This window comes from Kastovskya adunca (assembly GCF_059505785.1).
Map to the genome: position 1 here is coordinate 70,833 of NZ_JCACLG010000010.1, position 22,470 is coordinate 93,302.

Consider the following 22,470-nt stretch of genomic DNA (forward strand, 5'->3'; position numbering starts at 1 on the left):
CATTGATGTAGAGTGCCAATAAATCCTGCCTCTAACTCCCCTCATTCAGGGGGGTTAGAGGAAATCCGCTACTAGTTGCTTAAAACCTCAAGTTACAACATTGTACAGTAGGCATCACCTACCAATAACGACTCGTAACCCTCTCTCTTCTCTCTTTCTCTATCTTCGCTTCCTCTGCGCCTCTGTGGTTAGTTTTTCCATAAATCATATGTCAATACCATAGAGAACACAGAAATTAAATAAACTGCTATCCCTTACTCAGGAGCATTAACTAACCATGCGAATTCCAGCAGCAACATATCGAATTCAATTTCATGTTGGCTTTAACTTTGAAGCCGCAAAAAAAATTGTTCCCTACCTTTCAGAATTAGGAATTTCTGACCTTTATGCCTCACCTATCTTCAAGGCAACAGAAGGAAGCACCCACGGTTATGATGTAGTCGATCCTACGGTACTTAATCCAGAATTAGGAACACCCGAAGATTTTAAGGTATTAGTCCAGGAACTTCAACAGCGCCAAATGGGATGGTTGCAGGACATTGTCCCCAACCACATGGCATACGCTGGTCAAAACCAGATGCTAATGGACGTGCTAGAAAATGGGCCTGATTCTGAGTTTTTTGACTATTTTGATATTGCCTGGGATCAGTCTTATGAAGATAGACGCGGACGCGTCCTCGCCCCTCTACTAGGAAACTTTTATGGCGACAGTTTAGAAAACGGTGAAATTCAGCTTCAGTATGATCAAACAGGATTAAGTGTTAATTACTATAATCTGAGATTACCAATCAGAATTGAATCCTACGTCCAGTTCCTTACCCATGAACTAGGAAAGTTAGCGAGAACTCTAGGCAGACAGCATCCCGATTTTGTTAAATTACTGGGGATTCTCTATCTCCTCAAAAATCTTCCTAGTGAAACTAAAGGGAGAGAACGCTACGATCACATTGCTTTTGTTAAAGGGCTTTTGTGGGAACTTTACACCCAAAATCCTGCCGTTGAAGAATTTATTCAACATAATATCGAAACTTTTAATGGAGAATCTGGGAATTCTAAAAGCTTCGATCTTCTAGATAGTCTGCTTTCAGATCAGTTTTATCGTCTTGCTTTTTGGAAGGTTGGGGCTGAAGAAATTAATTACAGACGATTCTTCACTGTTAACGAGTTAATTTCGGTAAAGGTTGAAGAACTTAAGGTATTTAATAAAACTCACTCCTTGATCAGCCAACTTGTTGAAGAAGGAGCTATAACAGGTTTACGTATTGACCACATTGATGGATTGTACGACCCTACTCAATACCTAGAACGTCTCAGAGAAAAGATGGGAGATGTTTACATCACTGTCGAAAAAATTCTTGAACTGGATGAACAGTTACCAAACTTTTGGCCAATTCAAGGAACCAGCGGTTACAACTTCTTAAATTATGTCAATGGCATTTTTTGTAAAAGTGTGAATGAGGAAAGGATGAGGTCAATTTATGCCCAATTCACAAACTTAGATGCACCTTACGAAGAGCTGGTTAAACAAAAGAAAGCTTTGATTGTTGAGAAGAATTTAGCAGGCGATGCTGATAATTTAGCCCAATTATTAAAGCGGATTTCCGGTCAAACCCGAGGCGGTAGTGACTTTACACAATACGGATTGAAGCGAGCGCTGGTTGAGATTTTAACGCTCTTCCCAGTTTACCGGACTTATGTCAACGAAGATGGTTTAGACGAATCAGATCGTCAGTATGTACAAGCGGTGATTGCCAAAGCTAGGGAAGATTTACCGCTACTGTCAAAAGAGCTTGATTATATCGAAGAGATTCTTTTGCAGAAAAACGGAGAGCCTTTAACCTCAGAACAAAAAGCAGAACGGCTTCACTTTGTTATGCGAATGCAGCAGCTAACGGGCCCGTTGATGGCAAAGGGAGTAGAAGACACGCTTTTGTATGTCTACAATCTGCTGTTATCGCTAAATGAAGTGGGCGGAAATCCCGGTCATTTTGGTCTACAACCTGCTGATTTTCATGCCTTTAATCAGACCAGAAAAACTCATTGGTCTCAGGCGATGAGTGCAACGTCCACTCATGACACCAAACGCGGAGAAGATGCCAGAGCGAGAATCAATATCCTTTCGGAAATTCCTGATGAGTGGGAAACTCAGGTAAGAACTTGGAGCGAACTTAATCGCCAGTTTAAAAAACTAACTAAGAATCGGGCGATTCCTAGCAGTAACGATGAGTATTTCCTTTATCAAACATTAATCGGTGCTTTTCCGTTTGATGAGCGCGAATATCCCGAATTTATTACTCGTGTCAAAGATTACATGATCAAGGCAGTCAGAGAAGCCAAGGTTTATACCGCTTGGCTACGTCCAGATAATGAATATGAAGAAGGGTTCATCAGCTTTGTAGAATCCATTTTGCAGCCTTCGGAGCAAAATCAGTTTTTGGAAAAATTTAGACCGTTCCAGAAGGTAGTTGCTGATTATGGGATCTACAATTCTCTTTCCCAAATTTTGCTAAAAAACATGGCTGTGGGTGTTCCCGATCTCTATCAGGGAACGGAGTTGTGGGATTTGAGTATGGTTGACCCCGATAATCGGCGTCCGGTAGATTATGAACAGCGGGTTGCGTTTTTGCAAGACATCAAAGAAAAGGCGCAACAAGACATTTTGAAGCTGGTTAATGAGCTACTTTCTACGAAAGAAGATGGCAAGATTAAGTTGTTTTTGACTTACAAGGTGCTACAGGCAAGAAATGAAAATATGGAGCTTTTCCTCAAGGGTGACTATTTGCCCCTGAAGGTGGTTGGCAAGTTTCAAGATTGTATTGTGGCGTTTGCTAGACAAGTGGGGGATAAAGTAGCCATTACTGTTGCGCCTAGATTACTCACAAGTCTAGTAAATCCGGGAGAACGACCCCTCGGCGACGTGTGGGAAGATACCGCTATTCAACTCCCAGCGGGAATGCCGTCAGTTTGGAAAGATGCGATCGCGGCTCAAACTCTGCAAGGAAACGAGGCTATACCCGTCAGTGAGGTGTTGAAGAATTTTCCTGTGGCGCTACTATTTGGTCAAAGCAATTAGGTTAATTTAGCCCCGCTTATTGACAAATCTGGCATTGCCCAACCTATCTGTAGGTTGGGTTTTTTTTGCACTTACTTCAGGTTAAGTAGCGATCGCTCCTATAAGTAGCACGGCGTAAATAGTTAAAGGTTTGTAGTCAAGGCTTCAGCCCTCAAAACACGAACCAATTTAAGAAATCTTACATTGCAACACCTGGTTTGATTGATTCTCGCCTACTTGATTGGCTGCACTTTTCAGCTAGCTGATGATAGCGGCGCACCTATCTGAGAGGGTGTAAAAGCGAAAGATTTCCCTGGGTGTGAAGTGTCCACCCGGAACAACTTAGGTGATATATTGAGAACTTAAGTCATTAAAGCAAACACTTAAGTAAGATCTTGCTGCGACTGAGAAGTTGACATCTCAGCCGAAAAGGCTTGTATAAGCTAAATACGCCAGTCTCTAGAGGACAATTAAGTTTTTTTTGGCGTGATGGTTTCTCAATTATTGAGACATTTTCTAAACAAAAGTTGATAGGAAGGAGAAGGGGAGTATGAAGCGTAGGAAATTCTTGACGTTTGTAGGACTAGCAGCGATCGCAGGTAGTTTAGTCGTTGCCTGTAATGGGGAACCCACTGCAACCAACCCTTCTCCTGGAAATCCCGCTAGTCCTGCGGCGACAGGAGAGGAATTGACGATCTACTCCGGTCGTAATGAAGAACTGATTGGCCCCCTATTAAAGAAGTTTGAAGCGGAAACCGGAACTAAGCTCAACGTGCGTTATGGCGATACAGCAGAGCTAGCGGCAGCAATTTTGGAGGAAGGTCAAAATAGTCCTGCGGATATCTTCTTTGGTCAAGATGCCGGGGCATTAGGGGCGCTGCAAACAGAAAATCGCACCCAAGCTTTACCCGACACAGTTCTCAACAAAGTCGATCAGCGCTTCCGTTCCCCTGAAGGGGAGTGGGTAGGAATTTCAGGTCGCGCTCGCGTGCTAGCCTACAATACCCAAGAGATTAACGAGAACGAACTGCCCAATTCTATCTGGGACTTGACGGAGGAGAAGTGGCGCGGTCGAGTGGGTTGGGCACCGACGAATGGGTCATTTCAGGCGTTTGTCACAGCGCTGCGGGAGATAGAAGGGGAAGAGCGTGCCCTAGAGTGGCTCAGAGCAATGAAGGCGAATGGGACTCAATCTTATAAAAACAATACAACCATCATCGAAGCGGTTGGTCGTGGAGAAGTCGAAATTGGTTTAGTGAACAACTACTATCTGCCTCGCTTCAAGGCAGAAAACCCAAACCTTCCGGTTGCCCATCATTACACCCAAGAGGATGCTGGGTCGATGATCAACGTGGCAGGGGTCGCTCTCCTCGATGCTAGTGACAATGAGGAGCAAGCGATCGCCTTGGTTGAGTATCTGCTCATGCCGGAGTCTCAACAGTACTTTGCCAACGAAACTAACGAATATCCCCTAATTCAAGGCGTTGCCCCTTCGGAGGGTCAGGTGCCCCTCGCTGAAATCAATTCCCCAGGAATCGACCTAAGTAACCTCGAAGACCTCGAAGGCACCCTATCACTACTCCAGAAAGCTGAAGTGTTGTAACCTAGAAAGCCGCAACAAACAATTAACAGCACATTCTGTGTTGAGCGTTTGTTGCTCCTTTTTCTGACTCCATGTTGTAGTGTCAAATCAAGCATCACGTCCCGATAAAGCGACCCAAGTCGTGCGGGGAAAGTCTCGGGTAGCTAGACCTCCCCTGTTCCTTGTGGTGATGGGCACAATTACCGCCACTGCCATTGCCCTACCCTTGGCCTACCTCGTTATCCGGGCGCTGGGAATCGGTGGGGCGGAATTTTGGGCATTTGTGGCGCGAGAGCGCACGCTCGAAATTGTTTTCAATAGCATCGTTATGGCAGTGGCGGTGACCTGTTTATCGGCTCTGATTGCCATACCCCTCGCCTTCTTAACCGTTCGCACCGACCTACCCTGGCGGCGGTTTTGGTCGATTGTCACCACCTTGCCCCTAGCGATCCCCACCTACGTGGGCAGCTTTGCCCTGATTGCCGCCTTCGGGCCTAGGGGCAGCTTGTTGCAGTCCTGGCTTGCCCCTCTAGGCGTGGAGCAACTGCCTTCGATTTATGGATGGCCGGGGGTGATTGCCGCCATTACCCTCTTTTCCTACCCCTACCTGCTCTTGAGCGTCCGGGCTGGTCTTCAGGGAATTGACCCGGCACTAGAAGAATCGGCTCAGAGCTTGGGTTATGGTTCTTGGTCTGTGTTTTTTAGCGTCACCCTGCCCCAATTACGACCCTCAATTGTGGCGGGTTCACTGCTGGTTTCCCTGTACGCGCTTCAAGACTTCGGGACTCCGTCGTTGATGCGGTTTGACTCCTTTACGCAGGCAATTTTTATCCAGTACCGTGCCAGTTTTAACCGCAGTCTTGCCGCCGCCTTAGCGTTGATGTTGGTGGTTTTGGTGCTGATTATTCTCTGGTGGGAGCATCAGGCGCGATCGCGGGCAACTTACTACAGCCGAGGATCAAACTCGAGGCGATCGCGCCAACTAGTACCCTTGGGTCGCTGGAAACTTCCCGCCCTGGCATTTTGCTGTCTGGTGATGGGAATATGTCTGATTTTACCCTTGGGAATAATCCTGTACTGGCTACTGCGATCGGCAACCCCTCTACAGGCTTTACACAATGTCATTCCCCTGACGTTGAATTCTGCCTGGGCCGCAGGACTCGCTGCCCTATTTTCTACCCTGTTTGCCTTGCCTGTGGCAATTTTGTCCGTACGGTTTCCAGGACGCCTGACCACGATGATAGAACGCGGTACCTACATCGGTTTTGGTCTACCGGGGGTCGTTGTCGCTCTATCCTTAGTGTTTTTTGGTGCTAACTATCTACCTTGGCTCTACCAGACAATGCCGATGCTGGTCTTTGCTTATCTGGTGCTATTTTTGCCCCAATCGGTTGGTACTGTCCGGAGTTCCCTGCTGCAAGTCAACCCATCAATAGAAGAATCTGCCCGTTCTTTAGGGCGAACTTCCTGGCAGACTCTCAAGGAAGTAACAATCCCCTTAGTACGCTCCGGAATCGCCAGTGGAGCCGTGTTGATTTTTCTGACTGCGATTAAGGAACTGCCTGCAACGCTGCTGTTGTCGCCGATTGGTTTTAGAACCTTAGCCTCACAGATTTGGGTAGCAACAAGCGACGCCGTGTTTGCCGATGCAGCAGCGGCGTCTCTAGCAATGCTGTTGCTGTGTGCCGGACTCACCTTAGTAGTGATCTCTCTAGAACGACACCGCCGCAAATGATTAAGAGGTGGGGAGTCCTCGCATCTGGCGCAGCACCAGAATTGATCGCGCTACCACGGGTATCAATTGATTGCCTGTATAAACCTTCTCCTCAGTGAGGAAGCGAGGCTCTTTGGTGTCAATCACAACCGCCCATTCTCTCTCATCTAGCCCAGCGGGGAGGCCAAACTCAATCATTTCATAGTGAGCGTTAAAGAACAGGAAGAAACTATCATCGCTAATGCGCTCGCCTTTTGGCCCCACAGTAGGAATCTCGTCTCCATTCAAGAAAACGCCAATCGCCTTAGCATAACCGATGTCCCATTGCTCCTGAGTCATCGCGGTGCCGTCGGGATTGAACCAACCGATATCGCTAACACCCGAACCGTGGATGGCGCGACCTTGAAACCACTTGCGCCGTCGAAATACCGGATGCTGACGGCGGAAGTAGATTAGTTCGCGGGTAAAGTTCAGTAGATCCGCATTTCCCTCTGGCAAATTCCAATCAAACCAAGAGAGTTCATTGTCCTGGCAATAGGTATTATTGTTGCCTTCTTGTGTACGCCCCATCTCATCACCCCCCAGCAGCATCGGGATGCCCTGAGAGAGCATCAGAGTCGCCAGGAAGTTTCGCCGCTGCTTCTCCCGCAACAGCAACACTTTTACGTTATCCGTTTCCCCTTCAACTCCACAATTCCAACTTCGGTTGTGGTTTTCCCCATCCTGGCTATTTTCCCCATTCGCCTCGTTATGCTTCTCGTTGTAGCTAACCAAATCGTTGAGGGTGAAGCCATCGTGGGCGGTGATGAAGTTGATACTGGCATTCGGTCTACGCCCATTCACCTCATAGAGGTCAGGGCTACCTGTGAAGCAGTAGGCAAATTGCCCCAATCCACTCTCCTCGCCGCGCCAGAAGTCCCGCACGGTATCGCGATACCTGCCATTCCACTCTGACCAGAGGAGCGGGAAGTTTCCGACTTGATAGCCACCTTCTCCCACGTCCCAGGGTTCAGCAATGAGCTTCACATCTGCCAGCACTGGGTCTTGGTGAATGATGTCAAAGAACGCCGCTAGGCTATCCACTTCAAAGAGTTCTCGTGCTAGGGCTGAGGCAAGATCGAAGCGGAAGCCATCGACATGCATCTCTGTGACCCAGTAGCGCAGGCTATCCATGATTAACTTCAGGACTTGGGCTTGGCGCACATACAACGAGTTTCCGCAGCCTGTAAAGTCCATGTAGTAACGCGGATCGTCTTCCATCAGGCGGTAGTAAACAGCGTTGTCGATGCCGCGCAGTGTCAGGGTTGGGCCTAAGTGACTACCTTCTCCGGTGTGGTTGTAGACGACATCGAGGATCACTTCGATTCCGGCGAAGTGCAACGCTTTGACCATCTCCTTGAACTCGATGACCTGCTGACCTGACCCTCCACTGGCGCTGTAGCCGGAGTAGGGGGCTAAGTAGTTAATGGAATCATAGCCCCAGTAATTGCTGAGTTCTTTGTCAACGAGGTGTCCAGGACGGGAGAGGAAGTGATGCACCGGGAGCAACTCAACGGCGGTAATCCCAAGGGATTGCAGATAAGAAATTGCCGCCGAATGCCCCAGTCCGGCATAGGTACCGCGCAGTTCTTCTGGGATCTCCGGGTGCAGCTTGGTAAAACCCTTGACATGGGTTTCGTAGATTACTGTTTCATGCCACGCCGTTTTCAGTAATTTGTCATCCCCCCAATCAAAGGACTGATCGACGACAACCGACTTGGGGATCAGATGAGCGTCATCGAGATCGGACATGGATAGGTCTTCTTCGGAAGCGTCCCAAGAGTAGCCAAAGAGTTCTTCACCGTAGCCAATTTCCCCATCAATTGCTTTTGCATAGGGGTCAATCAGCAATTTGTTGGGGTTGAAGCGATGACCTGACTCCGGCGCATAGGGGCCATGCACTCGGTATCCGTAACGTTGACCCGGTGCCACCCCCGGCACATAACCGTGCCAGACGAAGTTGTTGACTTCAGTTAGGGACAAGCGTGTCTCCTCATCGTCTTCGTCAAACAAACAAAGTTCTACGCCTGTTGCATTTTCACTGAACAAAGCGAAGTTTGTCCCTTTGCCATCCCAATTTGCTCCCAAAGGATAGACATCGCCAGGCCAGAGTGCATAGTACATAGGGTAATAATCCAGTAAAAAGTGATAATGAGCCAGAATTAAGGTTTAAGAGGAGCGTTCCAGTCAGGGTACAGGCATTTACAGCCGTTTTCAGTTAACTAAGCCACATAGACGTGCAGAGGCACAAAGGTTTATGCCCTTAACTGCGATCGCTTCTTGGTGCAAGTTGCTGTAATCCATCAGCCCTAAAAAGCCTCAAGGACTGAGAGTGTGTTCAAAAAGTACTGTAGTCCTTCTGAGTTCAACAAAGTGAAGCTTACTAACTGCTTCGCGATCGCTCCCTAGGCGCTACGCGCAAGCTACGCCAACATCATGACATCTTCTCGCCCTTTCAAACACGTTCTGACGAAGGAACGCGATTGTGTTGTTCGACGCTATTAAGCTATTGGTTTGACTGAGGTTCAGGACTTAGGGGCTTTTGCCCTACAGCCCAACCTCTTCGTTATTTTAAAGAAATCTCTGTCAAGAAACAACTTTATCCTTGATACCGATATAGCTCTGCAAGGATTCCTCTGTGATCCCTGTAACCTTAGCAATCTCAGCTAAGGAAAGTTTTCCTAACAGCAGCTTTTCAATCAAGTCCTTGGTTTTCCGAGGGATGACTTCGCTTGGGAAGTTTTGCATATAGCGGCTTGCTGTAAATTAGTGAGATCGCCGTAACAATTTTTCGCATGGCTTATACTATCTAAACTATCATCTAAGTAATTATTTGGCTGTCCGCTAGCGTACGGTGTTGTTTCTATAAGCCTCATGCGCCAACCCATAGCATCCAACAACCTGCAATAGCTTCCCCCTAAACTGAAGTTGCTTACTTCATCAGAAGGCAAGAGGGTTACTATATAACTACCTGAGTACGTATCTTTATAACAAATTCATTTTTTGATTAAGTGAGAATTACCAGCTTTATTTATTTGCTTAGAGCAAGAACAATATTAATAAGGCTTTAATTTTTGTGTCTGAAAGCTTTCACAATTCCAGTGGTAATAAACTTTTGGCAGCTCTACCTAGGGAGGACTATGAACGTCTCCTTCCTTATTTAGAGTCTGTCTTCCTTGATTTTAAGCAGTATCTCTATCTGCCCAACCAACCCATCGAGTACGTTTATTTTCCCCTTGATGGCATCATTTCTCTACTGACGGTTTTGGGAGATGGTGGAACAATCGAAGTAGCGACGGTGGGCAATGAAGGAATGATCGGTATTCCTGTCTTGCTGGGAGTAGATCAGCTCCCTGCTGAGACTATGGTGCAGGTTCCTGGCAAGGCTCTGCGAATGCAGGTGGATGTATTCAAAAGGGAAGTACCTGTAGGTAGCTCCTTTCATAAGCTACTGCTACTCTATGTACAAGCGCGGGTCAATCATCTCATGCAATCGGCGGGCTGCAACCGACTGCACTCGATTGAACAGCGATGCTGTCGCTGGTTGCTGCTGACTCAGGATCGAGTAGCTACAGATGAGTTTCCCTTGACTCAAGAGTTCCTCTCCCAAATGCTAGGGGTGCGCCGAGCTAGCGTCAGCGAGGTTGCTGCAACTCTCCAGAAGGAAGGATTAATTCGCTACAATCGCGGAAAAATGAAGGTTATCGATCGTGAGCGCTTAAAAGCTACTTCCTGTGAATGTTATCAAGTCTTCACTGAAGAATACGAGCGCATATTAGGATTTCCACCAATCAAAAATGAAGTATGAAGGGTGAAGTATGAAGGGTGAAGTATGAAGTATGAAGGGTGAAGTATGAAGTATGAAGGGTGAAGTATGAAGTATGAAGGGTGAGTGTAGTTATCCCCCTGCTCCCCCACTCAGGAGGACTCAGGACTTTGAGAGCTTGCTAATTCCTTTTTTTACCAAAAAATTTTAGTATTCAGCCTTCTAAAGAAGGCTGAATACTTTCTCTGATCTAATACTACTTTTTGGGTCATTACTAACTCGCTTAGGGTGGAGGCGATCGCCTGAAGAGGGAGAATGAAATCAACTTTTCCAGTATCAATGGCAGACTTGGGCATACCGAAGTGCTCAGAAGTTGCCTCATCTTGGGCGATCACTATGCCGCCATGATTTTTGATTGCCACCACCCCTAGAAGACCATCGCTTTTCTTACCCGTGAGGACAACTGCGATCGCTTTTGATTTGAAGCTACTCGCTAGCGACACAAACAAATTATCGGCAGCGGGACGGACAAAGTTCACTTTGGGTGTATCTGACAGGGAAAGGGTGCCGTTTGGGTTGACCAACAGGTGCCTACCAGAAAGAGCAATGTAGACGTTCCCCGGACGCAACCGATCCCCTTCTTCTGCCTGTTTGACAGGTAGAGCTGTGCGCTGGCTGAGGATTTCTGCCATATAGCTGCGATACTCGCAACTCAGGTGCTGTACTACGGTAATGGCTGCCGGAAAGTCTGACGGTAAGGCAGAAAGAACTTCACTAATAGCTTTCAGACCCCCGGTAGAAGCCGCTATTGCTACGACTTTCAAAGCGGCGTTAGGAATGTTAGATAAAACTCCCTGCTCCTGTTTTGTAGTCATATTAGTTTTTTCTTTGCTCAAGTGAACTGTATGCGAATGTCACTGACTTGAGTGGACAATGGTTGTTTTTGGGAAAAACCCAGCTTGGGGGGCTTCCCCCCAATCCCCCCACTCTTGGGATGAGTGCCTCCCCCAGACCCCCTGCACAAGGTTTAATCTGTTGTGATTTCTTACATTCAGTGACTTTGAACTATTTACCTTGCCTGGTTGGGCGATATATATGTACTCTAGCGTACATAACAAAAAAAATTAGGGGCGAACCTTGGTTCGCCCCTAATCCGATAAAACGACTATTTAATTGGATATTAGCTGCGCTTAAAGAAGCAGACTGACATGGGTGGCAAGCTGATATCTAATGAGTAATGTTGGTTATGCCAGCCAATAGATTCGGCATCCTTACCGCCCAAATTACCAACACCGCTACCACCGTATTCTGGTGCATCGCTGTTGAGCATTTCTTTCCAGAAACCGCCCTCAGGGACACCAATCCGGTAATTGTGGCGAGGCTCTGGGGTAAAGTTGCAGACGACTAACACTTTCTCCTCAGGGGATTTGCCTTTTCTGAGTAAGCTTACGATGCTGTGTTGGTAATCGTCGCAGTCTACCCACTCAAACCCAGCCGGTTCGCAGTCGAGTTCGTGCATAGCAGTTTCACTGCGGTAAAACTGGTTCAAATCCGCTACCCACTTTTGCAAACCTGCATGAGCAGGGGACTCTAACAGATGCCAGTCTAGGCTGCGGTCGTGATTCCATTCGCTCCACTGACCAAACTCGCACCCCATAAAGATCAGCTTTTTGCCGGATTGGCTGTACATGTAGCCAAAGAGCGATCGCAAATTTGCAAATTTTTGCCAGTAATCCCCCGGCATTTTGCCAATCAACGACCCCTTCCCGTGAACTACTTCATCATGGGAAAGCGGCATCACAAAGTTTTCGTTGAACGCATAAAGCATTCTAAATGTCAACTGATTGTGATGATATTTCCGGTAAACCGAGTCATAAGACATGTAGTCGAGGGTGTCGTTCATCCAGCCCATATCCCACTTCATGCCAAAGCCTAAGCCACCGACATAGAGGGGGCGAGAAACCTGTGCCCAGGAAGTAGACTCTTCAGCGATCGTTTGCACATCCGGGAAGCGCTGGTAAACGGCTTCATTAAAGCGTTGCAGGAAGGAAACCGCCTCCAGATTTTCTCTACCGCCGTTGATATTGGGAATCCATTCCCCTTCTTTGCGGGAGTAATCCAGGTAAAGCATCGATGCCACAGCATCCACCCGCAGCCCATCAATATGGCACTTGTCTAGCCAGAAGAAGGCACTACTAATCAGAAAAGAGCGGACTTCATGGCGACCGTAGTTGAAAATGAAGCTGCCCCAGTCGGGATGGAATCCTTGACGCGGATCGGAATGTTCGTACAAATTCGTCCCATCAAAGAATGCCAGCCCATGCTCATCGGTGGGGAAGTGGGAAGGCACCCAATCTAAAATTACGCCAATGTCATGTTGATGCAGGTAGTCCACCAAGTACATAAAGTCTTGGAGAGTACCGTAGCGGCTAGAAGCGGCAAAGAAGCCTGTGGTTTGATAGCCCCAAGAGCCAAAGAAGGGGTGTTCAGTCACCGGGAGAAACTCAACGTGAGTAAACCCCATTTGCTGCACGTAGTCAGCCAACTTATGGGCAAGTTCCCGGTAGGAGAGGGAGCGATTGCCATCCTCTGGAACTCGCATCCAAGAGCCGAGATGCACCTCATAAACAGACATTGGTGCATTCAAGGCATTGTGACGCCGACGTTTTGCCATCCAATCCTGGTCATTCCAGGTATATTCGGTGTCCCAAATCACTGAGGCAGTCTTGGGAGGCACTTCATAGGAAATTGCCATCGGGTCAGCTTTTTCAACTTCGTAGCCGTTGTGCTGGGAGACGATGTGGTACTTATATATCTCGCCCTTTTTCAAACCCGGAATAAAGCCTTGCCAAATTCCTGAATCTCCTCGCTTCTGGAGGGGGTGAGTGTCTCGCCACCAGTTGTTGAAATTGCCTTTGACCGAGACACTAGACGCATTCGGTGCCCAGACGGCAAAGTAAGTTCCTTCCACACCGTTGTGGGTCATGGAGTGAGAGCCTAGCTTTTCGTATAAGCCGAAGTGAGACCCTTCATTGAATAAGAACAGGTCATCATCCGTGATTAAGCTCACGTCAGTGTAAACGTTTGGGTATGTGGTTGTCATAACTAAATTTAAGATCCTTGTGGTTTCCAATTGCTTAACGCGGAAGACTCTAATAACTGGAGAATCCGCTTCAGGGGAATATCTACCCAATCTGGGCGATTATTCAGTTCGTAGCCCAACTCATAAATTGACTTCTCAAACAGATAAGCATCGAGAAGTACTTGCAACTCTTGGTTAGTCTTGGGGATGAATGAGGCATCGCTGGCTGTTGCTAGATAAGTATTCATGTAGGTGTTACTTACCCACTCAAACCAGAACTGCGACCATTGCTCCATCACTTGTTGGTTGTCGGGGCGAATCAGTCCGTTTTCGACTTCATTGCGGAACGCCAGGGTGATGGCGTAGTTGAAGGATTGCAACATTCCGGCAACATCCCGCAGGGGCGATCGCTTCATCCGTCGTTCACCTAAAGGACGGGCGGGTTCTCCCTCGAAGTCAATAATGATAAAGTCTTTACCCGTAAACAGCACTTGTCCGAGGTGGTAGTCTCCATGACAGCGGATTCGCATTGCCGTGATCTTTTGATTCACCAAGGCTTTGAAGCGATCCATAATCTGCTCGTGGCGATTGAGAATCGTCTGCGCCAACTGTTGCGTCTCCGGTGGGAGTACGTCCAGCCGCTTTTTCAACAACAGCAATACCTGCCCGGTGAGGTTACGCATGTACTGATAAATCGAGCGCTGGTAGAACGAGGAAAACGCCTCTGGGGCAAAGTTAGGATTTTCCGTATCTGACGCTAAGGCAAGATGCAGTTCGGCTGTGCGCTGTGCCAAGAGTTCGGTACTACTTAAGTAGTTAGCGATCGCGTCGTAACCAATCGGGGGATTTTCTGCATTCGGCTGCCCGCTTAGAGCTTCTGAGGGAAGTTGTATCTGCTGCAACTGCTCTTCGGGCAGTAGCATCACATGCTCGAAGTAATCCCGTAGACCATCAAGGGTGTAAGACCAAGCATCTCTGGTATCTGGGATAAATTCTTGTAATATCCCCAGAGTTATCATGCCCCCGTCTGAGGTGCGGTACTCTAAGGCACCTGCAACTGCCGCAAAGTGTTCTAAGACTTTTTTCTCGGTCAGGAAGCGTCCGATTTCTAGATCGGGGTTAATACCTTCTTCAACTTTGCGGAACAGTTTGAGGATCAGGCGATCGCCATAATTGATCGAAGAATTGCTCTGTTCGCCCCGTAGCAGCGATGGCTCTAAGTGCGTCCCATTGAGACCCATGTTTTTGAGTACATCAGTAGACAGGGTTACTAAGTCCCCATGCTTCCCGGAGAACTTATGATGGTGGGCGATCGCCTCTAAGGGAATATTCAAAAAGTCCTTATCAAAGAGAGCCTCGTACAGCACGCCACCCGTGTCTTGTCCTCGAATTTGGATGTTAGCCACCCCGTGCTCGTATTGAGCGCCGACCTGTTCGCTTCCCACCGCTTCTTCCCCATAAGCTAGTGGCAACATATAAGTTTCGGGATCGCCTTCGGTGTACTCCACCTGTAGCAGCACCAAGTAGCCTTTATCTTCCTTGAAAGGCACAGGGATGGTTTCTCTGATATGGGTAGAGCGAATCTTCCGCGCCTTACCCCCAAACCAGCGACAGCTATAGAGATAATCTGCCAAGATCGACTCCATCGTCGTTTTCGCTTCTGAGGCAGAAAATACCGTTTCCCAGCGGTCATTAACCACCACCGGGGAATGGGGTTTGTAAGTTTGAGGCATTTGCAGTTCTGCAGCTTGCGCCTGGAGGGTGAACCAATAAAAGGCGTGGGGGCCAAGGCTGAGGAAGTAAGGCTCCTCGCTGATTTCTGGAAACTCGGTACGACCAAAAATCTCAACTGGTTTCATGCCCGAAAAGGCGGATAAATCGACCTCTACTGCTTGGATAAAGCGGGACAAGTTCGCCACCACCAAGATATGTTCTCCGGCGTAGGTGCGCGTGAAGGCAAGCACTTTGCGATTTTCTGGGTGCAAAAATTCAAAGCTGCCGCGACCGAAGGCTTGGAAGCGCTGGCGGATGCCCAACATGCGTTTTGTCCACCACCAGAGGGAGTTGGAGTTGGCTTGTTGCGTCTCGACGTTAACGGCTTCGTAGTGATGTTCCGGATCGATAATTACCGGGAGATAAAGCTTTTGGGGATTGGCGCGACTAAAGCCGGCGTTGCGGTCTGCACTCCACTGCATCGGCGTGCGGACACCATTGCGATCGCCTAGATAAATGTTATCTCCCATGCCGATTTCATCCCCGTAGTAAATCACGGGGGTGCCGGGGAGAGCCAGCAATAGACAATTCATCAACTCAATTTGGTTGCGGTTACTCGCCATCAAGGGAGTGAGTCGGCGGCGAATCCCCAAATTGATTCTTGCCTGGGTATCTTTGGCATAGACCCGATACATATAGTCTCGGTCTTCATCGGTGACCATTTCCAGGGTCAGTTCATCATGGTTCCGCAAAAACAGCGCCCACTGACAGTTATCCGGAACCTGGGGAGTCTGCTGGATAATATCAATGAGGGGAAAACTATCCTCCATTTTCAGCGCCATGAATAGCCGAGGCATCAAGGGGAAATGGAAGTTCATGTGACACTCATTCCCTTGACCGTAATACTCAGCGGCATCTTCGGGCCACTGATTTGCCTCCGCTAGGAGCATCCGGTTGGAGAATTTTTCGTCTACATGCGATCGCATTTGCTTCAGAAACTCATGGGTTTCTGGCAGGTTCTCGCAATTCGTCCCCTCTCGTTCGTACAGATAGGGCACCGCATCCATACGTAGCCCATCAACTCCCATTCCTAACCAGAAATCGAGGACATCGAATACCGCTTCGCGCACCGCTGGATTATCGTAGTTAAGATCCGGCTGGTGAGAATAAAAGCGATGCCAGTAGTAAGCCTTGGCAACCGGGTCCCAAGCCCAGTTAGACGTCTCGAAATCTTGGAAGATAATTCGAGCTTCTTTGTACTTATCGGGAGTGTCACTCCAGACATAAAAATCCCGCTCCGGACTGCCCTCAGGGGCGAGGCGTGCTCGCTGAAACCAAGGATGCTGGTCGGAGGTATGGTTGATGATTAATTCAATAATTACGCGGATGCCCCGTTGGTGGGCAGCCTCTAAAAATTCTTTAAAATCATCTAATGTCCCGTAAATCGGGTTGACGTTGTGATAGTCAGAAATATCGTAGCCATCATCCCGCAGGGGCGACGGAAAAAAGGGTAACAACCACACAGCGGTGATGCCCAAATCTTGCAGGTAATCTAGCTTTCCAGTCAGTCCCCGAAAGTCACCAATACCATCACCATTGCTATCGGCAAAAGCGCGAACTGGCGCTTCGTAGATAATGGCATCTTTAAACCACAGGGGATCGTCGTTCAGCATCAAGTTTGTCATTTGTCAGTCTTGTCTTAACGTTTCTAGGTAGATAGCGAGTGGCGCGTGCGCTCTCGAAAAAACCATTAGCAATGCTTCGAGAGCACAATTTCTATTACAGTTACTGTTTGAGCCAGAAAACATGAGCCGGAATTGCCCGAGGATCTAGCTCCACATAGTTGCGATCGCCTGACCAGGTATAGTGGGCATCATTGAGCATGTCGTGAAGCTGGTAAGGCTGGTAAGGGTAGATCCCCAAGGATTCTAGGGGCAAACTCACCCAACCCGATTGAGTATTGTAGGGGTCAAGGTTCACAATCATCAGCATCACATCAGAGGAATCCTCCGTTTGCTTGCTGTAACAGATAATCTGCTCGTTATCAGTGGTGTGAAATTTCAAGCTACCGTCACTTTGCAATGCCGGATGTTTGTGACGAGCTTGATTCACCCGTGCAACCAAATACTTGATGCTGTAAGGGCTATTTAAATCCCAATCCCGGATTTGATACTTCTCCGAGTTCAGATACTCTTCGCTTCCTGGCTTCAGCGCCCGGTTTTCACAAACCTCAAAAGCTGGGCCATAAATCCCGTAGCTCGCTCCCAAGGTGCCAGCGAGAACCAATCTGATTTTAAACGCCGCTTGCCCCCCATGTTGGAGAAACTTATGCAAAATGTCGGGAGTGTTGGGCCAAAGGTTGGGGCGAAAGAACTGATGAACTTTGGTCTGCGTCAGTTCTGTGAAATACTCGGTCAGCTCCCACTTTGCCGTGCGCCAAGTGAAATAAGTATAAGACTGGGTGAATCCCATCTTTCCTAAGCGATACATCACCTTGGGACGGGTGAAAGATTCTGACAGGAAAAGCACCTCCGGATGGGTTTGCTTGACTTCCTCAATCATCCACTCCCAAAACGGAAAGGCTTTGGTATGAGGATTGTCCACTCGAAAGATTTTTACTCCCCGGTCAACCCAAAACAGCACGACGCTTTTTAGTTCTTCCCAAAGGTTCTGCCAGTCTTCGGTTTCAAAATCAATCGGGTAAATGTCTTGATACTTCTTAGGCGGGTTTTCAGCGTACTGAATCGTACCATCAGGTCGATGCTTAAACCACTGGGGATGCTCCTTTACATAAGGATGATCCGGCGTGCATTGATAAGCTAAGTCTAAGGCAATCTCCATCCCGTACTCTTGGGCTTTGCGAACTAACTGCTGGAAATCTTCTAAAGTACCGAGTTTGGGGTGAACCGATTTGTGTCCTCCCTCAGAGGAGCCAATGCCCCAAGGCACTCCCACATCATCGGGTTCGGCAGTCGTGGTATTGTTTTTACCTTTGCGAAAGGTATAGCCAACGGGATGAATGGGCGGTAGGTAGAGGACATCAAAGCCCATTTCAGCAACATAGGGCAAGTGCTCGATACAGTCTATGAGCGTGCCGTGCTGTCCTGGTGCGCCGCAGGAGCGAGGAAACAGTTCGTACCAGCTACTAAAGCGGGCTTTCTCCCGATCTACGGTAATTTTGAGTTCTTTTTCGTAACTTGTTGCCAATTCCCGGTCGGGGTACTGAGTCATGAGAGCAATTCGCTCCTCTGACAGGGTTTGCATGTAGGGAATGTCTGCACCCTCTTTTTGCTGAGAACGGATAGTCATCGCCCAGTTTTTCAACTGTTCAGCATCTTGACCCGACGCCCGCTGACTTCCTTGCTCGATCAGTTCTGCACCTACGAGCCAATCTAGGGACACATCTTGCCCCGCCTCAATTTTCTTAATGATGTCTCGTCGCCAAGACTTAAAGTGGTCAACCCAACCCATAACGGTGTAGACATAGCGACCCATCTCGGAAACGGTGAATTCCCCTTGCCAGCGGTCGTTGACGAGGGGAGACAGCGGCGCTTCTAGCCACTGTTGGGATGTTTCCGGACGATACAAAATGACGCCAGAAATCGCATCATGGCTATCGCAGAACATATCGACTTCCACCCGGACTTCCTCTCCGACTGTCCGTTTGATGGCAAAACGACCGCCGTTGATTTCTGGTGAGACTTCTTCAATCTGGACTCTTTTTCTCCCTTCAGTAGGCAGCATGTATAGCACCGTCTCCTTTTACTTTGTTTCAAACAGCAACGGATAATCTCCGCTGACCCGATAGAATGGGTCTGCCTGAAAAGATTCTTAATGATATTGGACTAAAAAACATGAGTCTTTAGGTTTAAATAATTGATTTCCAGCGGCAAATAAAATTAAATCTTTTTAAAGGTTTGGTAAAGATTGCTATTATCAACCTCTGACACAGATTACTTCCTGGTAAAGGCAGAGGTTTTAGAGCAGGCGGGTTTGCTATTGTCTCAGTCGGGTCATTCCTTCTAGACCCAAGGAGAAGCAAAAGTCTGTGATTGTGAACCAACATCAGAAAGGGTGGGAGATAATTTACCATCGCGCCCATGCCTTGCTAGCGGCGCAACTGGCAGGACAATGGCGGAGAAAGGATTCTCCCCCGCGCTTGTATGAGACAGTAGCCGCTATTTCCCACCACGATGACTTGGAACGGGAATGGGAAAGCGACCAACTCACCCCGGCGGGCGCACCGCTGGATTTTACCCTCAATACAGAAACATCGATTAAGCAGCTTCGCGAACATGTGAAGAATGCTCTCTACCGAGGACGGTGGGTAGCGATGTTAATTTCTATGCATATTAGCTTTCTGACTGAAGGCAAGCGGGGAGAGTCGGAGGAAATGGATAGCTTCCTAGATGAACAACTGGAACATCAAAAACGCTGGCGACAAGAGTTGGGACTAACAAAGAAAGACGCTGATGCAGCTTATGCATTTATGGGGTGGTGCGATCGCTTATCGCTAATTCTCTGCCAACGTCACCTGCCCGCAGGAGAACGTGCCTTAGAAATCACCACCGGGCCTAGCGGCAAGCGCTACGACGTGACAGAGCGCAGCGACGGGCGCGTTATCGTCACTCCTTGGCCCTTTGAAGACGATGAGTTTACCGTGAATGTCGAAGTTTCCTACCTAGATCAGGTCAAATTCGACAGCAACACCGCCCTCACCGAAGCTTTGCAAGCTGCCCCCCGCGACCTACTGGAGTGGACGTTTGTGAAGTCCTAAGCTGTCTTTCCCCATCGGGATGACAGCGATCGGTTGATTAGACCTCTTGCAAAAATGTACCAGACCCCTCCCCAACCCTCCCCTTAGTAAGGGGAGGGGGCAAGATTTCAAGTCTCCCCCCTTATTAAGGGGGGATTAAGGGGGGTCTATTGACCCACAACCCATAGGTGTGTAGGGACGCAAAGCTTGGTGTCCCTACCGAACACCCTTCCTCACGCTTCTCGTCCAGACGCCCATGTATCCCGCCACTTAACAGTTCCCTCACTGGCAATCACCCAGCGACGCGCGACGAGATTTTCTCGTAGGGGGGCTTTTCCTTCCCGCCACATGGCGTACTTATAAGCAATTGGCTTGCCGACACTTTCATCGAAGGGAATTTCTCCAAAACAGGTGTTGGTGTTGATGTATTCCAAGGGGTAAGCCTTAGCAATATCCCAGTTACCCAACTCCGGACAATCTCCCGTTACTACAACGATTTCTCCTGGCTGCGTTTGGATGCCATTAAGTTGCACTCGTACAATGGTTTGTCCCTTTACCCGCTCCCCTACATGACTAAGGACAATGATTTGGTGGGAATCGAGTTCTAGGTTTGGGAGTTGCCCATCTATGACTTCATACTTGTTCCGCGTCATCACACAGGTATGTTCGCCGTCGGGTAACTCGGTATCGACGGCTTCTATTGTGACGGGTTCTCCCCGATTCATCGCCACAAAACAGCAAGAATCCCGATAACGCCGCACGTAACAGTAGACATCCGGCGTCAGATACTTTTGCCACTGGCTCCCCATAGAAACCGCTGGATTGAGTCGCCGCAAGCCTGAGAGTAAGCGAATATCCCGGTAAAGGGGTGATTCCGTGTCCCAAGATTCCATCATTGGGCGGTTGTAGGGGTCGTTGTTTCCGTAAGGGTTGTCGTCCCCATTGGTGTCATTGTGGAGATACTGTTCAGTACCGTAGTAGATGCAGGGGATACCGCGAGAAGTCATCAACAACGCGATCGCTAAATGCAACGCTTTCGGATCGGGATTTAGCGTCCCGAAGCGATGCACATCGTGATTATCGATAAACGTAATCAGTTCTGTTGCCCCGCTGTAGCGATAATCTTGATCGAGAATATTTTGCACTAAGTGGAATCCGTCAGGGTCATAACTTCCTAATGCCAAGCGGATCGCCATACAAAGACCAAAATCTAAAAGGGTCATCCCAGAATCATTAGCAAATTCCACGGAGTCATTACTGGGATGACTATTAATCCACTCACCAAAGATGAATACATCCGGTTTATGGCTTTGAATATCGGCATTAAATTCTTGCCAGAACCAGATCGGCATGTGCTTCACTGTATCGACGCGCAAGGCATCCACACCCCGGTCTAGCCATTGCTTAATCGCTGACTTAATGTAGTTGCGATACTCACTATTGTTTTCGTTGAATGTTGCCAGACCAGACAATTCGCAATTTTGCACCTGCCAGTCATCTTCCCAGTTTGTCACTTCACCATAATGGTGATACCAGTTATTTTTATCGTTGTTAAAGTCAGCAATTAACTCACCATCGTCATAGAGGAGACCTTTTTTACCGCTAATATCGGGGCTACTGTGGTTACAAACGACATCCAGTATCAGCTTCATTTTTCGCTGATGCAACTCTTCAATCAAACGGTCAAAAATGGTGTTTTTTGTTTCCTGGCTTTTATTAAGAGACGGTTCATCATCTTTATGAATGAAGCGAGGATTAATTCTTTTAAAGTCTTGCGTCCAATAGCCGTGAATTGCCGCACTTTCAATAAACAGGTCTTCAATTTGTTCAAATAAGGGAGTTAGCCAAATAGCCGTGACTCCTAAATTTTTTAAGTAGTCAAGTTTATCAATAATACCTTGCAGATCGCCGCCCCAATATTTTCCCCATTCTTGTTTTTCGGGGTCATAAAGTTCTGGATTAGGCCCTTCATTGTTTTCGGGATCGCCATCATAGAAGCGATCGACAACAACAAAGTAGATAGTTTCCTGCCGAAAGGCAATGTCTCTTGTGTAGAGAAACTCTAAATCGATATCGCTTTCTGGTTTAGTTTCCTCGATTAGTGTATTAAGTTCAGCTTCAACTTTTTCCTCTGTGACTTCGTATTGAGAAGAAGAGGATTGAGGGGAAGGTGTTGATACCATAAAGTTGCTTTAATGATGATAAAGGTTTGTCAACTGAATCGAGGTTGGCGTCATTTGTCTGCCAAAGCTGTCTTTTAATAGCAGCTTGATAAAATCAATTTTACAAAATGAATTCTTTTTTGTATAGATGGATTGCCAGAGATTGAAAGCTGAGTAGATGATAAGAGGAATGGGGTTATAAAAACTGTTTACTAGCTAACCAAAAAACTTGTAAGTAAGTAGGGTTTGTTTTCCGGCTATCCAGTTGTTATAAGAAGGCAGAGAACCCAAAGGCGATCGCATCGGTTTTGTGCCGATCAATTCCCTCGTTGTCGTCAAGCACTTCCGGCTACCCTTGCCTAAAAAATTGACAAATTGGTAAACAAGTGATATAGTCTTCGAGTTTGAGTAAGTCAGCTTAATTCAGAACTTCACGTAAGCCGCCATCAATAGGTTTAAGTGAAACTGGAGCGGGGGAACCAACTTTGGGGCGTATTTCCGACATGGAGAAGGGCATCTCTCAGCCCTAGCCCGTCAGCTAACTCCGTCAGCATTGGGAGGAGACACTGAGAAAGCGTGCCTTTTTAGGAAGTGCATTGCTCTT

At 47.9% G+C, this 22,470-nt stretch carries 11 protein-coding genes, 1 pseudogene and 1 riboswitch; of the genes and pseudogenes, 5 read left to right on the top strand and 7 right to left on the bottom strand.

All coding sequences use genetic code 11. From position 1 onward, the window contains the following. Positions 1 to 277 precede the first annotated feature (277 nt). The 3 genes from treY to AC5JR3_RS03180 all read left to right on the top strand — a co-directional run bounded on the left by treY (position 278) and on the right by AC5JR3_RS03180 (position 6,369). On the top strand, positions 278 to 3,073 hold the full coding sequence (gene treY, locus AC5JR3_RS03170; protein WP_495842959.1) for a malto-oligosyltrehalose synthase: 2,796 nt from the start codon (positions 278 to 280) through the stop codon (positions 3,071 to 3,073). 529 nt (positions 3,074 to 3,602) lie between these two features. Next, positions 3,603 to 4,655: an iron ABC transporter substrate-binding protein gene (locus AC5JR3_RS03175; RefSeq protein ID WP_495842961.1), complete on the top strand. Its 1,053-nt coding sequence runs from the start codon at positions 3,603 to 3,605 to the stop codon at positions 4,653 to 4,655. 169 nt (positions 4,656 to 4,824) lie between these two features. Continuing rightward, positions 4,825 to 6,369, top strand: a complete 1,545-nt coding sequence (locus AC5JR3_RS03180; RefSeq protein ID WP_495842989.1) for an ABC transporter permease — start codon at positions 4,825 to 4,827, stop codon at positions 6,367 to 6,369. Here the strand turns inward: AC5JR3_RS03180 and glgX are convergent, their stop codons facing one another. Next, positions 6,370 to 8,511 carry a glycogen debranching protein GlgX gene (glgX, locus tag AC5JR3_RS03185; RefSeq protein ID WP_495842964.1) on the bottom strand — a complete coding sequence of 714 codons (2,142 nt, stop codon included), beginning with the start codon at positions 8,509 to 8,511 and terminating at the stop codon, positions 6,370 to 6,372. A gap of 465 nt (positions 8,512 to 8,976) precedes the next feature. Beyond that, a pseudogene (locus tag AC5JR3_RS03190) lies at positions 8,977 to 9,111 on the bottom strand (IS1 family transposase); the annotation flags it as partial. Positions 9,112 to 9,463: 352 nt separating this feature from the next. Between AC5JR3_RS03190 and AC5JR3_RS03195 the strand changes: the two are divergent. Next, positions 9,464 to 10,195, top strand: a complete 732-nt coding sequence (locus AC5JR3_RS03195) for a Crp/Fnr family transcriptional regulator (protein WP_495842966.1) — start codon at positions 9,464 to 9,466, stop codon at positions 10,193 to 10,195. Between the two features lie 152 nt (positions 10,196 to 10,347). On the opposite strand, the gene AC5JR3_RS03200 is transcribed toward AC5JR3_RS03195, so the two are convergent. The 4 genes from AC5JR3_RS03200 to AC5JR3_RS03215 form a co-directional block, all read right to left on the bottom strand. Beyond that, positions 10,348 to 11,028, bottom strand: coding sequence for a chemotaxis protein CheB (locus AC5JR3_RS03200; protein WP_495842967.1), 681 nt, complete (start codon positions 11,026 to 11,028; stop codon positions 10,348 to 10,350). A gap of 305 nt (positions 11,029 to 11,333) precedes the next feature. Further along, positions 11,334 to 13,256: a 1,4-alpha-glucan branching protein GlgB gene (gene glgB, locus AC5JR3_RS03205; protein WP_495842970.1), complete on the bottom strand. Its 1,923-nt coding sequence runs from the start codon at positions 13,254 to 13,256 to the stop codon at positions 11,334 to 11,336. An 8-nt stretch (positions 13,257 to 13,264) separates the two neighbouring features. Beyond that, entirely contained in the window at positions 13,265 to 16,633 is a 3,369-nt protein-coding gene (treS, locus tag AC5JR3_RS03210; protein ID WP_495842972.1) for a maltose alpha-D-glucosyltransferase, read from the bottom strand. A 100-nt stretch (positions 16,634 to 16,733) separates the two neighbouring features. Next, a complete protein-coding gene (locus tag AC5JR3_RS03215; protein ID WP_495842974.1) occupies positions 16,734 to 18,692 on the bottom strand; it encodes an alpha-1,4-glucan--maltose-1-phosphate maltosyltransferase in 1,959 nt (652 codons plus the stop codon). 304 nt (positions 18,693 to 18,996) lie between these two features. On the opposite strand from AC5JR3_RS03215, the gene AC5JR3_RS03220 reads away from it, so the two are divergent. Then, positions 18,997 to 19,725 carry a DUF3891 family protein gene (locus AC5JR3_RS03220; protein ID WP_495842976.1) on the top strand — a complete coding sequence of 243 codons (729 nt, stop codon included), beginning with the start codon at positions 18,997 to 18,999 and terminating at the stop codon, positions 19,723 to 19,725. Positions 19,726 to 19,937: 212 nt separating this feature from the next. Here AC5JR3_RS03220 and AC5JR3_RS03225 read toward each other — a convergent pair whose 3' ends face one another. Continuing rightward, entirely contained in the window at positions 19,938 to 21,887 is a 1,950-nt protein-coding gene (locus tag AC5JR3_RS03225; protein WP_495842978.1) for an alpha-amylase family glycosyl hydrolase, read from the bottom strand. A 421-nt stretch (positions 21,888 to 22,308) separates the two neighbouring features. Next, a riboswitch (cyclic di-AMP (ydaO/yuaA leader) is annotated at positions 22,309 to 22,434 on the top strand. The last annotated feature ends 36 nt before the right edge of the window (positions 22,435 to 22,470 follow it).

Bases quoted from the DNA above. Each gene is read 5' to 3' on its own strand.
- AC5JR3_RS03215 (WP_495842974.1), bottom strand. From the start codon at position 18,692: ATGCTGCCTACTGAAGGGAGAAAAAGAGTCCAGATTGAAGAAGTCTCA.
- AC5JR3_RS03180 (WP_495842989.1), top strand. From the start codon at position 4,825: ATGGGCACAATTACCGCCACTGCCATTGCCCTACCCTTGGCCTACCTC.
- treS (WP_495842972.1), bottom strand. From the start codon at position 16,633: ATGACAAACTTGATGCTGAACGACGATCCCCTGTGGTTTAAAGATGCC.
- AC5JR3_RS03200 (WP_495842967.1), bottom strand. From the start codon at position 11,028: ATGACTACAAAACAGGAGCAGGGAGTTTTATCTAACATTCCTAACGCC.
- AC5JR3_RS03175 (WP_495842961.1), top strand. From the start codon at position 3,603: ATGAAGCGTAGGAAATTCTTGACGTTTGTAGGACTAGCAGCGATCGCA.
- glgB (WP_495842970.1), bottom strand. From the start codon at position 13,256: ATGACAACCACATACCCAAACGTTTACACTGACGTGAGCTTAATCACG.
- treY (WP_495842959.1), top strand. From the start codon at position 278: ATGCGAATTCCAGCAGCAACATATCGAATTCAATTTCATGTTGGCTTT.
- glgX (WP_495842964.1), bottom strand. From the start codon at position 8,511: ATGTACTATGCACTCTGGCCTGGCGATGTCTATCCTTTGGGAGCAAAT.
- AC5JR3_RS03225 (WP_495842978.1), bottom strand. From the start codon at position 21,887: ATGGTATCAACACCTTCCCCTCAATCCTCTTCTTCTCAATACGAAGTC.